The organism is Burkholderia sp. BCC0506, from assembly GCF_902833145.1.
Taxonomy (GTDB): domain Bacteria; phylum Pseudomonadota; class Gammaproteobacteria; order Burkholderiales; family Burkholderiaceae; genus Burkholderia.
This window is the reverse complement of sequence record NZ_CADFEN010000002.1, coordinates 172,305-184,840: the sequence shown is the minus strand read 5'-3', so window position 1 is coordinate 184,840 and position 12,536 is coordinate 172,305. Positions and strand designations below refer to the sequence as shown.

General features: G+C 64.1%; 10 protein-coding genes and 2 pseudogenes. 4 read left to right on the top strand and 8 right to left on the bottom strand.

All coding sequences use genetic code 11. From position 1 onward, the window contains the following. Positions 1-1,344 (top strand): type II toxin-antitoxin system HipA family toxin, encoded by a 1,344-nt coding sequence (locus HWX62_RS04860; RefSeq protein WP_175930290.1) that lies wholly within the window; start codon positions 1-3, stop codon positions 1,342-1,344. Between the two features lie 40 nt (positions 1,345-1,384). Here the strand turns inward: HWX62_RS04860 and HWX62_RS04855 are convergent. Beyond that, a pseudogene (locus tag HWX62_RS04855) lies at positions 1,385-1,699 on the bottom strand (methyltransferase domain-containing protein); the annotation flags it as partial. Between the two features lie 193 nt (positions 1,700-1,892). Here HWX62_RS04855 and HWX62_RS04850 point away from each other — a divergent pair. Together HWX62_RS04850 and HWX62_RS04845 are read left to right on the top strand one after the other, a co-directional pair. Then, a complete protein-coding gene (locus HWX62_RS04850; RefSeq protein WP_175930291.1) occupies positions 1,893-2,894 on the top strand; it encodes a hypothetical protein in 1,002 nt (333 codons plus the stop codon). A 538-nt stretch (positions 2,895-3,432) separates the two neighbouring features. Further along, positions 3,433-4,242, top strand: coding sequence for a TlpA disulfide reductase family protein (locus HWX62_RS04845; RefSeq protein ID WP_175930292.1), 810 nt, complete (start codon positions 3,433-3,435; stop codon positions 4,240-4,242). 34 nt (positions 4,243-4,276) lie between these two features. On the opposite strand, the gene HWX62_RS33185 is transcribed toward HWX62_RS04845, so the two are convergent. The 5 genes from HWX62_RS33185 to HWX62_RS04825 form a co-directional block, all read right to left on the bottom strand. Continuing rightward, positions 4,277-4,408 (bottom strand): hypothetical protein, encoded by a 132-nt coding sequence (locus HWX62_RS33185; protein WP_279610457.1) that lies wholly within the window; start codon positions 4,406-4,408, stop codon positions 4,277-4,279. A 70-nt stretch (positions 4,409-4,478) separates the two neighbouring features. Then, positions 4,479-5,903 carry a TolC family protein gene (locus HWX62_RS04840; RefSeq protein WP_175930293.1) on the bottom strand — a complete coding sequence of 475 codons (1,425 nt, stop codon included), beginning with the start codon at positions 5,901-5,903 and terminating at the stop codon, positions 4,479-4,481. Further along, a complete protein-coding gene (locus tag HWX62_RS04835) occupies positions 5,900-8,122 on the bottom strand; it encodes a peptidase domain-containing ABC transporter (protein ID WP_175930294.1) in 2,223 nt (740 codons plus the stop codon). The genes HWX62_RS04840 and HWX62_RS04835 overlap by 4 nt, the downstream gene beginning before the upstream one ends. 16 nt (positions 8,123-8,138) lie before the next feature. Further along, positions 8,139-9,398: an HlyD family efflux transporter periplasmic adaptor subunit gene (locus tag HWX62_RS04830; RefSeq protein ID WP_175930295.1), complete on the bottom strand. Its 1,260-nt coding sequence runs from the start codon at positions 9,396-9,398 to the stop codon at positions 8,139-8,141. 277 nt (positions 9,399-9,675) lie between these two features. Next, positions 9,676-9,936, bottom strand: coding sequence for a hypothetical protein (locus HWX62_RS04825; protein WP_175930296.1), 261 nt, complete (start codon positions 9,934-9,936; stop codon positions 9,676-9,678). Between the two features lie 1,116 nt (positions 9,937-11,052). On the opposite strand from HWX62_RS04825, the gene HWX62_RS04820 reads away from it, so the two are divergent. After that, the gene (locus HWX62_RS04820) at positions 11,053-11,889 is read left to right on the top strand and encodes an ion transporter (protein ID WP_175930297.1); all 837 of its coding nucleotides are present in this window, start codon (positions 11,053-11,055) and stop codon (positions 11,887-11,889) included. A gap of 58 nt (positions 11,890-11,947) precedes the next feature. Here HWX62_RS04820 and HWX62_RS04815 read toward each other — a convergent pair. After that, positions 11,948-12,324: pseudogene (locus HWX62_RS04815) on the bottom strand (PIN domain-containing protein). Beyond that, complete coding sequence (locus HWX62_RS04810; RefSeq protein ID WP_175930298.1) at positions 12,321-12,527, bottom strand: type II toxin-antitoxin system VapB family antitoxin; 207 nt, start codon at positions 12,525-12,527, stop codon at positions 12,321-12,323. Before HWX62_RS04810 ends, HWX62_RS04815 begins: the two are co-directional and overlap by 4 nt. Positions 12,528-12,536 lie beyond the last annotated feature (9 nt).

The following is a 12,536-nucleotide window of genomic DNA, read 5'->3' as shown; positions in this document are numbered from 1 at the left end:
ATGCGGCTTCACGTGTACGTCAAGGGCAAACTCGTTGCTCATCTCTATCGCCAGGCGGACGACTATGCATTGCGCTACACCGCAGACGCCCTCGACGCCGATTTTGCCAGTTTGACCATGCCCGTTCGCGATGATGCCTGGATTTGGCCTCGCGACCTGCATCCCTTCTTCCGGCAGAACCTGCCGGAAGGATTTCTCTTTCAAGTGATCCGCGAGGAGTTCGGGCCTTATCTCGACGGAACCGATCTTTCGCTCCTGGCCATCATCGGCGGCTCCGGAATCGGCCGTGTCACCGTCACACCCGAAGGCGGTACGCCAGGCGGCGAACTCGATCCGCTCGACCTGAAAAGCTTGCTGCACGAAGACATAACGACCGCCCGCTTCGCGGACCTTGTTCGGTACTACGCGCGCGCGGCAATTTCTGGCGCCGTCCCCAAATTCCTCGCGCCGGAGTCCCCGTCAGTTCAGGCAACGCCGGGCAAGCAAACACTACGCACGAGCCGACACATCATCAAGGGGTCCGACGAGCAAACACCCTATCTCGGTTTCAACGAGCATTACTCGATGCAGGTGCTGGCAAGGCTCGGCATCGCGCGAGTTGCAAAGACCACGATGTCGGACGACGGCCGTGTCCTCGTCGTTGATCGGTTCGACATCGACGACCAAGGCAAACCGGCGTTTGGCCTGGAAGACGCTTGCAGCCTGCTTGGCTTGCCGCCGCATGAGAAGTACCGTCCGTCGACCGAACAGGTTCTCAACGCAACCAAGCCCTACATCGGTCCTGCCAATTGGCGGCGAGAGGCCGAGCAACTCGGTTGGCAACTCATCACCAACTATGTCGTGCGCAACGCGGACTGTCACGCGAAGAACATCGCGCTCGTCTACTCGAACATCGGCGACGTCGTCTACACGCCCGCCTATGACATTGTCACCACGGAGGCTTATCCGCGCTTTGCAAACAATCCGCCGGGGCTGAGCATCGACGGCCGAAAAACGTGGGCTCCCGGGAAGACGCTGGAACGTTTTTTCAACACGCGTCTGGGCATCCCGCCGAAGCAATACCGTGAGATGGTCGAAGCACTGTGCGACTCCGCCGTATCGACGGGAAAAGATATCGTCGAAGCAGCAAAAAACGAGACGCGATGGCATTGGATCGCCAAGCAGATGCTGCACGCATGGAACGCAGGAATGGGATCGCTCCGCAGCGCCAAACCGCAGGTCGCACTCAAAGCGCTCACGCCAGTCATTGAGGCCGCCGGTTTTTCAGACGCCGATCAGGCCGATAACAAGAAAGCGATCATTGGCCGCTCGGAATTGCTGGCAAACCACGACAAGAAACACTGACGTCCGCTCAATTCAATCCGCCAAGCCCCGGCCGCACTCAGCTGGCCGCGTCGAACGGCAGCGCGGCTGCATCGGCCAGCCGATAGCGATGCGCGGAATCCGCGTGACGCGCGGCGTGGAGCATCGCGGGCACCGCGTCGCTCGCGGTCACGTCGTAGCCGAGCGCCTTCAGCTCGCGGCTCACGCGGCCCTCGCCGCAGCCGATCTCCAGCGCGACGCCGGTGCCGCGACCGATGCAGGCCGCGAGCCCCGCGCGATATTTCCAGAACGCATCGTGGCCCGGCTTGCCGGCCCAGCCGATCCATTGGTCGGCCACCCGCGTCCAGTGGTCGGTCATGGCTTTCGTGTCGGTCATGCGTACTCCCGCCCGGTATGCGTCGTTGGCTCAGGATGCGCATGGTAAGCCGAAGCGGCGAGCGGCGTGTACCGACTACCCCGTTTGGCCAGTTTCCGTTTCCGGTCGCGACGTTCTACAGTTACGACACAGCCACCCGTGCCACTGCGCATCGCCTCGTTCGGCGATGCGCACCCGAATCCGAGGAAAGCTCATGCCAGGTATCTTCGCCGCGCTCGCCGATGCCCAGCCCAGCCCCGTCGCGGCGGAAACGCGCATGGTGCACGACGTGGCGACGCTGAAGCTGTCCGACTACCGCTCGGCCGACGGCGCGTCGTGGGTCATCTCGACCCTCACGCCGGCCGCCGACAGCGGCAAGAGCGTCACGGGCGATACGTATTTCGACACCGCGAAAGGCCGGACCGTCCCGGTACCCGACGCGCGCCGCCGCTATGCGAATCGCGGTACGTGGCAAGTCGTCGCGAGCTCGAGCCCCACCGTGCCCGCAACGGGCCGCTACGACTGGCTCACGCTCACGTGGGTGCCGATCAACCGGCGGCCGTTGCCTCAAACGCCCGAGCACCTGTATTCGCCGTTCATTCGCGGCGGCACGATCGTCTATCGATGGAATCCGGCCGCGGAAGGCGGCGAGCAGTTCGGCAACGTGCGGATGATCTTTCCGGAATGGGCGCAGCAGGTGGCCGATGCGTTGCGAGCCGCGCCGCCTTCGATACCCGATGGCGCGTCCTCCTCACAGCCAGCGCTCGACCGGCTGAATACCGACACGAACCCGATGACCGCCGTGCTCGACTTCGGCGACGCGCTGCGCGAGGAACCGGCGGAACGCATCGTTGCACGGCTGCCTGCGCTGCTGCGAACGAAAGACCGGCATGAACTGTCGGCCATCGTGTTCCTGTGCCTGTCCGCCGCGCGCGAGGAAGACCGGCCGCGCTTCGTCGAAACGATCGTCAAGGCCATCGCGGACACCGATGACCGCGCACGTCTGCTGGCCATCGCGTACGGCGCATTCGCCGCCGGGCGGACGCAACCGGTTCCATTCCGCGACCCAACGCTGAACGCGCTCATCAACGATGTATTCGGCGCGCTGAAACGGCGCACGGCTGCGCTCGGCGTGCCGGTCGCGCAAGGCTCGCCGTGGTACGAGTTCTTTACCGCCTATCGGCTCGGCGAAGCGGGGGCGGACAACGTGCGGTAACGAAGCACCTCGCGAGCGAATCAAACGAACGGCGAGCGCACGACGCGACAGCGCCGTCTACCGCGTCATTCATGTTGCACGCGAGTGAATGCCCTGTGCTCGCATCTGGCAGCGTTCCTATTCCGTTAAACCGGCCGATATGCATCGGAGCGCGGCCGCGCCCACCGACCGCCACAAGGCATTCACGCGCGCACGCATGACGATAAAAAGCGGCCGCTCGCGAGCGGAGCGGCCGTCAAGGAGAGATCCCTGGACGGGATACCGGCGGACACCACACCAGACCGGCCTGCATATTGTTGATGAACGGGATGCCGCTGACCATCAGACCGGTCTGATTCGCTGCCCGCTGGCGCGAACATCACGCGCGCCTGGGTTGCCCGTGCGCCTGTCGCGATCCGCAACACGCCGTTACGTTCCCGGCGGGAACCCCCATACGCGGCAACCGGTCGAAACGCCGCACGACCGTCGACGGCCCGATCGCCGCGGCGGACCATTCACTCTCCTGCCCCGCTCGATCACAATCCATTCCGCCAATCTCATGCTGAGCATCGGTCCCTTCTCGATCCGCGTCGTCGCGGTAGCCGTCGCCGCGCTGCTGGCGTGGCTCGTCGCGCGCTTCATCCAGCGCCGTCCGCCGGACGGGCATCACAAGAGCGCGTCGAGCCTGATCCTCGACGTGCTGCTGTTCGGATTGATTGCCGCACGGGTCGGCTATGTCGCGCAATGGTGGCCCGACTATGCGGCGTCGCCGCGCGCGATCGTCGCGCTCGGCGATGGCGGCTTCGATGCGCGCATCGGTATCGCGGCCGCGCTGGCGTTCGCCGGCTGGCGCTTGCGCCGTTTGCCCGCGCTGCGTCGGCCGGTGCTGGCCGGTATCGTCGCGGGCCTCGGTGCGTGGGGTATCGCGCAAGGCACGTTGGCGACGTTGCAGCGTGGCGCGCCGCCGCTTGCCGCGATGCCGCTCCAGGCGCTCGATGCGACGCCCGTGTTGCCGGCGGGCTTCGTCGGCAAGCCCGTCATCGTGAACCTGTGGGCGACGTGGTGCGCGCCGTGCCGCCGCGAGATGCCGATCCTCGAGCAGGCGCAGCGCGACCATCCGGGCATCACGGTGCTGATGCTCAACCAGGGCGAGAATGCGCAAGCCGTGCGCGCGTTCCTCGAACAGCAGGGCCTGCGCTTCGATCACGTGCTGCTCGATCCGTCGCTGCACGCGATGCACGCGTATGGTTCGCGCGGGCTGCCGACCACGTTGTTCTTCAACGCGAAAGGCGAACTCGTCGAATCGCACATGGGCGAGCTGAGCGCCGCGCGGCTGAAGGACGCCGTGACACAGCGCTTCGGCCAGTAACGGCCGGCGGCCGACGGGAAGCGGCGACGCCGGGTTACATCGGCGCGTCGAGCGCGACCGGCCTGTACACGAACACTTCCCCGACAGGCCTCGTCGAAGGCGTCAGCGCGATCGTGTTCGACTCGCGCGACGGCGTGCGCATCGGCCAGGAGACGGAAGCCGTCACGCCGTATGCGTATGCGGCGCGACCGGTGAAAGGAAGGCGTCGTGGCATGAGCGAAAACGATCCAGTCACGCTATTGCTCGGCCCATATCCCCAGCTTTCCGAGACTGGCCGCAAGCTTGAGTCGCTCGGTGTGCCATTTCGAAACGGCAAGCACGCGCTGTTTTTGCGCATCGACGAACGCGGTTTGCGCATTCAGCAACTCCGTGAAGCTGCCAACGCCTTCCTTGTAACGCCCGCGTGCGATCTCGAGCGAGCGCTGCGCGTCGCTCAGCAGTGCACTGGAAGTCTGCAGATTCGACGTGTCGGCCAGCAGCGATTGATAGCACTTCCACACGTCGAGCGACACCTGAAGCTCGGTGTCGCGCAGCGCCGCCTCCTGCGCGTCGGCTTGCGCCTGCGCCTGTTCGACCCGGTAGCCGGACGCGAAACCCTCGAACAACGGAATGGTCACCTGGACGCCGATCGTGCTGCCATGGCTGTGCGTGATCGGAAACGATTCAGGCTGCTGCTGGTACGACGGATTGTTGCGCGTATAGCTGCCGAGCAGAGAAACCGTCGGCCGGCGCTGTGCGCGTGCCGCATCGACATTCGCGCGCGCCGCGTCGAGTTTCGCCCGTGCCGCCAAAAGCCTCGGATTGCGGGCTGCCGCTTCCGTGATCAGTTGATCGACGCCTTGCGTGATGGCCGCATCGTTCGGGACAGGTTTTTCCGCGGCGATCCGCACCGGCATGTTCGCCTCCCGCCCCATCGCAACCGCGAGCACGCCGGTTGCCGCGCGCAGGTCGCCTTCGGCGCCGACGCGATCCAGCACGGCACGGCTATACAGCGTTTGCGCCTGCAACTGATCGCTCAGCGTACCGGCGCCTGCGGCATGCTTCGCGCTTGCCGCGGCAAGACTATCGCGCGCGATGCGTTCCGCCTGCTTCGCCGCATCGACGGAAGCCTGGGCGCTATGCATCGCGTAGTACGCCTGCGCGGCGTCGAAGAACACCGTCTGCAGCGCGCCGCCATGCTCCGCGTTGGCCGCCGCGAGCAGCGCGCGCGCCTGACGCAAGCCCGCACTGCGCTTGCCGAAATCGAACAGCACCCAGCTCAGGTTGAGCATGCCGTACTTGCTGCTCGAATTCTGCGACTGACTTTGCGAGCCGAGACCGATCGCACTGTAGTCGTAAGTCGTCGACAGCGTATTGCGCTGAATGCCGGCTGTCGCATTCAGCGTCGGCAAGTAGGCGGCCTCCGCGATGCCGACGGCCGCGGCTTGCGCGCGCGCGTCCGCCCATGCCCGACGCGCACTCGGGTGAGCGCAGATCGCTTCCAGGATCGCGTCGTCGAGTTCGAGCGGGCGATCGTCCGGCGTCGGCCGGCATGATGCGTCGCGCACCATCGGCGCGGATGGACTGGCCGGCACGTCGTCGCCGGTGCGAAACACGTCCAACGTCTCCGCGTCGGCGGCGGTTACCCACAAAAGCGCGGCGAGCAGGAAAATGCGCTTCATCGGCCAACCTGCCCTGCGACGGTCGGCGATGGGGTCGAGGTCCGGGCGTTGACTGAAGTCGGAGTCGGAGTCGAAGTCGCAGTCGCAGCCTGAGCAAGCGTAGCCGTCGGCCGGTCGAGCACGATTCGACCGCCGTTCAGCATCACGACGCGATCGGCAGACGCGATCGTCTCCGGCCGGTGCGCGACGATCACGCGCGTCATCCGCAGCGCACTCACGGCGGCGTTGACCTGCTGTTCCCGCTGCAGGTCGAGGTGGCTCGTCGCCTCGTCGAGCACGAGAATCTTCGGTCGCTTGTAGAGCGCGCGAGCAAGCAGCACACGTTGTTTCTGCCCGCCGGACAGCACGGTTCCCATGTCGCCGACCAGCGTGTTGTAGCCCATCGGCATCGCCGCGATGTCCGCATGCACCGCGGCGAGCTGCGCACACTCTGCGATCCATGTCGGGTCGGCATCCGGATCGAAAAAGCTGATGTTCTCGCCGATGGACCCGGCAAACAGCACGTCGTCCTGCAGTACGGTGCCGACGAGCGAGCGCATCCGGTCGAGCCCGAGCCTGTCGAGGTCGACCCCGCCGATCCGCACCTTGCCCGCCGTCGGCGCCAGCACGCCGAGCAGCACGTTGACGAGCGTGGTCTTGCCGCAACCGGACGGCCCGACGAGCGCAACCGATTCGCCGGGCTTGATCGCGAACGACACGCCGTCGAGCACCGTCGGCTCGCCGTCCGCATAACGAAAACCGATCGCGTCGACCTCGATGCTCGCAGACAGATCGTCCGCCTCGCCCGGCACGTGGCGCAGCGCCACGTCGGGTTCCGGCCGTTCGAACACGATGTCCGCGAGCCGTTCGCCCTGCAGTTGCAGCATCTTGACCTCGAAATACTTGTCGATCAGGCTGCCGACGCGGCTGTCGAACTGCCCTCTGTACGCGTTGAACGCCATCAGCACGCCTACCGTGAACTGGCCGTCCATCACCATCCGCGCGCCGAGCCAGATGACGAGGACGCCCTCGAGGCCGAACAGCAGCCCGTTGAGCTGCTGGTAGAGCAATTGCAGCTTCTGCACGTGCAACCCGGCATTGACCTGCTCGACCAGCAGGGACAGCCAGCTCGCGCGGCGCTCGTCCTGCCGGTTGAACAGCTTGATCGTCTTGACGCCGCGCACGGTCTCGAGAAAATGGCTCTGCTGCTTCGCGGCCCGCACGATCTGCTCTTCGGTGGCGCGGCGCAGCGGCCGGTACCAGAGCCAGCGCAGCAGCGCGTACAACCCTATCGCGACGAGCGCGACGCAGCCGAGCACACGGCTGTAGACGAACATCATCGCGAGCGTGACGATCGTCATCAGGCCGTCGATCACCGCACTGAGGAACGACGTGGTCAACGTCTGCTGGATCGCGTCGATCGAACCGAAGCGCGACACGACGTCGCCGAGATGACGCTGCTCGAAATAACGCACGGGCAGACCGAGCAGATGCGAAAACACGTTTGCCCGCCACTGCACATTGAGCATCGTGCCGAAATACATCAGCGTCCACCCGCGGATCGCGCTCGTCGCCTGCTGCATCAGCACCAGCAGGCCGAAGCCGAGCGCGAGCACGGTGAGCAGGTCGCGGTCGGCGCTGACGATCACCTCGTCGATCACCCACTGCAGAAAAAACGGCTGCACCAGCGTGAACACCTCGAGTGCGATCGCGAGCACCAGCACCTGGACAAGCGAACGCGACAGCCCGGACACCGGGCCGAGCAGCGCGCGCAGCTTGACCGCGGGCGCCGCTTCGCGCGGCTCGAAGCCGCTGGTTGGCCACAACTCCAATGCGACGCCGGTAAACGAGCGCGACAGCACGTCGAGCGGCACCTTGCGGATGCCCTGCGCGGGATCGTGGATCACCGCGCTCTTGCCGCTCACTTCCTTCAATACGACGAAGTGGTTGAAATTCCAGTGCAGGATGCACGGCATCCGCAACTGGCCGAGCTGATCGAGATCAAGCTTCAGCGCGCGGGTGCCGAGATCGAGCCGCTGCGCGATTTCGATCACGCGCGCCAGGCCGGCGCCCTTGAGGGACACCGGGAAACGGCCGCGCAGCGTCGCGACGTCCACGTGGTGGCCGTGGTAGCCGGCGATCATCGCGAGGCACGCGAGCCCGCATTCGGTCGCTTCGGTCTGCAGGAGCATCGGCAGCTTGTTGCCGAGCCCGAACGAGAGACGGTCGAGAAGGGGCATGATCGGTGCGGTGCGTTCAGAGTTTGCCGGTGAGGCTGTAAAGCGGCTCGAGCACCCATTCGAACAGGTGCCGGCGCTCCTGCAGGATGCTGGCTTGCAGCGCCATTCCGGCCTGCAGCGGCTGCGGCTTGCCGTAGGCCGTCACGTGCTGGGCGTCGAGCGCGACGGTGATCCGGTAAAACGCGCCGTCGCGCGCCGCGGGCACGCCGCTCGTCGACAATTCAGCGGCCGACAGCGCGGTGCGCGCGATCGACGTCACGCGGGCGCGGTATTGGCCGAACTTCTGGTACGGATAAGCCAGATACCGCACGAGCACCGCGTCGCCGGCATGCACGAAGCCGACCGCCGCGCTCGGCACGAACAGGTGCGCCTGCCAGTGCGTGCCGTCCGGCACGATGCTCACGACCGGGTGGGTCGCGTCGATCATCTGTCCCGGCTCGGCGATCACGGCCGTCGCCACGCCGGTCTCCGGCGCCGTGACGACGAGTTCGCGCTTCGCCTCGCTCTCGACCAGAGCCCGGTCGACGTCGATCACGTTGCGTTCAATCTGCGAAATCTGGTTCTGTTGCTTGAGCGCCAGGCTCTCGAGTGCGTTCGCGGTCTCGGTCACCGCCTGCGCCGCATTCGCACGCTCGCGCTGCAGGCCCATCAGCTTCGATTGCTGGTCGAGCAGATCGGCCTCGCGCTGCTGGAACTGGTCGGTCGAGATGTAGTCCTGCTTGAGCAGGCGCTGGTAGCGCGCGACGCCATTGGCGGCAATCGACGTGCGCGCTCGCTGGCTGGCGAGCTGATCGTCGAGGCGCGCGAGTTCGGCGCGCTGGCTGGCGAGCTTGGCCTGCAGCGTGCCGCGCTCGTCCTGCTGCAACTGCCGCGTCTTGCCGATCTCCTGCAGCAGCGACGACTTGCGCTGGCGCGCCTGCTCGATCAGCGCGGCCTGCGTGCGGCCTTCGGTGGCGCTCTGCAGATCGGAGGACACGCTGTAGAGCACCATCCCGCGCGTCACGTGCTGCCCCTCGATCACCGTCTTGCGCAACACGATGCCGGGCTGCTGCGGGTACACCTTGACAAGCCCCGTGTCCGGCACGATCACGCCGTCGACCGTCGTGCGGCGCGTATAGCTGCCGAAGCCGAACAACAATGCCACGCCAAGCGCCATGCAAACGGCCGCGGCCGTGAGGAACGTGAACGACACCGGGCGCACCAGCACGATCTCGCCCAGCGTCGACGTGCGTTGCGCATCCCGGGCTTCCGGGCGAAAAAGATCATCCCTCGCCATAAGATCCCGCTTTCCGGTAAATGTCTTTCGATAACAGACAAGTAAAGCATTCCGCGCCAGTTATCGGCCGACATATCCAGCGTCTCCCGCCGTGGCAGGAAAAATTCGCGGGCGGCCAACGAACCGACGACGACATCGCAAATTCATCCCCACGACGAAATTCGAAGGAAGTTGACGGACGACGCGGGCCGGAACGTATGTGCCGGAGCAGGCGTGGAACCGGACAACGCGCGCGCTGTCCGGGCGACCCGTTACTGCGGCATTTTTACCGCCGCAATTACACCCCAGGTGCGAAGAAGCCGTTGACGGCGCCGGCAACGCCTCCTACGACGCCACCGGCAAGGTAGCCGAGAACGGCACCGGCCAGCGACGCCGCGGGTGCGCCGAGACCGGCGCTACCGTACATGCCGGTCACCCAGCCACCTTCTGCAGCGGTGGTCGTCGAGCCGTACGCGGCACCATTGACCAAGCCGAGGAGCGCGCCTTCGAGGCCCGCACCGGACACGGCATTCACTTCCTGCATGTTGAGCTCTTGCATGATCGACCTTCCTGTCATTGTTACATGCACACCAGATGCCCCATCTGGCAGGGTTATCGGCCCGGACCATCATGACGGTCGCGCGCCAATCTCGTATATCGCCGAAACACGGAGATTAAAAATTCGTTACGCACTCGATATCTCGACCGATCTCATACCCTCGGAACTTCCACACGGATTGCCGTACAGCATGGGGGCGCCGATGCTGCCGCCGATCTAAACACCACTGGACAATCCGAGGTCAGCCATTCCTCGACGCATTCAAAATGCCGAGGGCAAATACTGGAATACGATTCGGTGAATTTTTTAAAATGCACCGCCCCCGTCACCCGTCGGAAGAGAGCGATCGAATTAAAAACAAACAAGAATCAATCGACAACGATTATTGAATCGGCATATTTTACTTTTACCCCCTCCCCCACTACCCGGTAAATTTTCCACCGAGAAGTTGATGTGTTTCAGACGATTCCGGAATCCTCCCTGTCGACTGTTTCCCGTCGTGTGCCTGCCCATGCATTTCAAACTGCCGTATATACGGATTCCCGCTTGTGGCTGCGCCTTGGGTCATGTAAACGAACGCATAATTCATTCCAGTAAAATAACCAGTCGGCGATTGCCCGTTATTGCCCATCAACTTCCGCCGTTCGATCCGACCGCCTCTCTCAACGATCTTGAATCAAATATAGGCCCGAGTCGCAAACGTTTGCCATCCCCTCCAACCAATTCTTCGCAAAACTCAACAATCTTTCGTATTCGTTGAAAAAACCGTATGCGAGACGTAGATTTTGTATTTAATACGATCGCCACAATTCTCATGAAAGGGAAAGCGTGGAATTCTCAGGTACACGCTTTTTTCATAATCTGGCTTAATGGATCCACGTCCGGTGTATTACGGCTTTGACTCGCGAATTTGCGAGAGCAGTTGAAGTGAGAAAACGCAGGGAGCAACGGCAAAGCGGTAACGACTTTCCGTGGAAATCCGCGAAGCCAACGCGCTCGTCACGCTCGCCAGGGAACCAACGCTCATCGCAGGCAGGTTCGTCGTAGACGCCCGAAAAACCTCATATCGGACAGGTCCGATTGGCTCGGCCAGACGCCGTCCGTACACTCGGGCCCATGATTTCGCCGATCCAGTCCTCCCTCGATGCGGCGCGCGATGCCGTCACGCATGTCGCGCGCCGCCCGTCGTTCCTGCGCAAGCTCGACATCGCGGTGCTCGCGCTCATCGTCGCGAGCGTGCTCGTCGTGATGGCCGACAGCGTGCAGGAACTGCACGCGCAATACGGTCACGCGCTCTACGCGGCCGAATGGGCGTTCACGCTGCTGTTTTCCGCCGAGTACCTGCTGCGCCTCTGCACCGCGAAGAAACCGGCCGCGTATGCGCGCAGCTTCTTCGGCATCGTCGATCTCGTGTCGGTGCTGCCGACCTATCTCGCGTTCTTCTTCCCCGGCCTGCACGCGCTGATCGACGTGCGGCTGCTGCGGCTGCTGCGCGTGTTCCGCATCCTCGGGCTGTCGATCTATCTCGAGGAAGGGCAGATGCTGATCCGGGCGCTCACGCGCGCGCGACGCAAGATCTTCGTGTTCATCGGCGGGATGTTCGTGCTCGTCGTGATTCTCGGCACCGTGATCTTTCTCGTCGAAGGGCCGGAGCACGGGATCACGAGCATTCCGGTGGGCGTCTACTGGGCGGCCGTGACGATGAGCACGACCGGCTATGGCGACCTGACGCCCGTCACGCCGCTCGGCCGGCTGATCACGTCGTGCGCGATCCTGCTCGGCTACGGGATCATCGCGTTTCCGACCGGGATCATGGGCGCTGAGCTGGTTGCATCGGCGATGGAGCGCAAGCGCCCGAATGCTGATACGGATACACGCTGCTGCCCGAACTGCGGCGCGGCGGTTCCGCCGCCCGAGCCAATTGACGCTGCTGCGCCACGACGACCGGAGTAGGCCCTGTTCTATTCCGATTCCTTTCCTGCGGCCGACGCCGGCGCATGCCGTCCTTAGCTCACTTTGAAGTCGAACGGAATTCGACCGAGAAACGATCCGCCAACGCTGCAAGACGACGATCCAGGGTCCAGAAGCGCGCCCCCGGCGTGATCAACATGGACGCCAACAAGGTCAGATCGGCGAGCCCCCCATCCCGTAGAGCTTCTCGCGCTCCACGAATGCCATTACCTCAGGCACGCTGGCCTGATTGCATTCCTGAAGCAATCCGAGGTCGTTCAGCGTTCGCAGTCGTGGCGCCGGCGCCGTCCCGCAAGCGAGTTCACCCAGCACCATCGGATGCATCAGCACGGCATCCAGCGCAAGCAACTCGAAAAGTGTCCGATTTCTGTTTCGAAAGTGATCAACCCAGACTGACGTGTCAATCAACACATTCATTGCGATTCCGGTTCCTGGCGACGTCGCGGAATATCTGCCATGCCGGGCATGGATCCGCCCAGTGCTGCCAGGCGTTTGGCGGCCTGGACACGTACGAACGTCTTGATTGTCTCCCTGAACAAGTCCGCCTTATCCATTCCGGGCTCGGCCATTTGGAGGGCCTTCGTGTAGAGATCGTCGTCGATAGTGACCGTGGTTCGCATTGTCTCCCC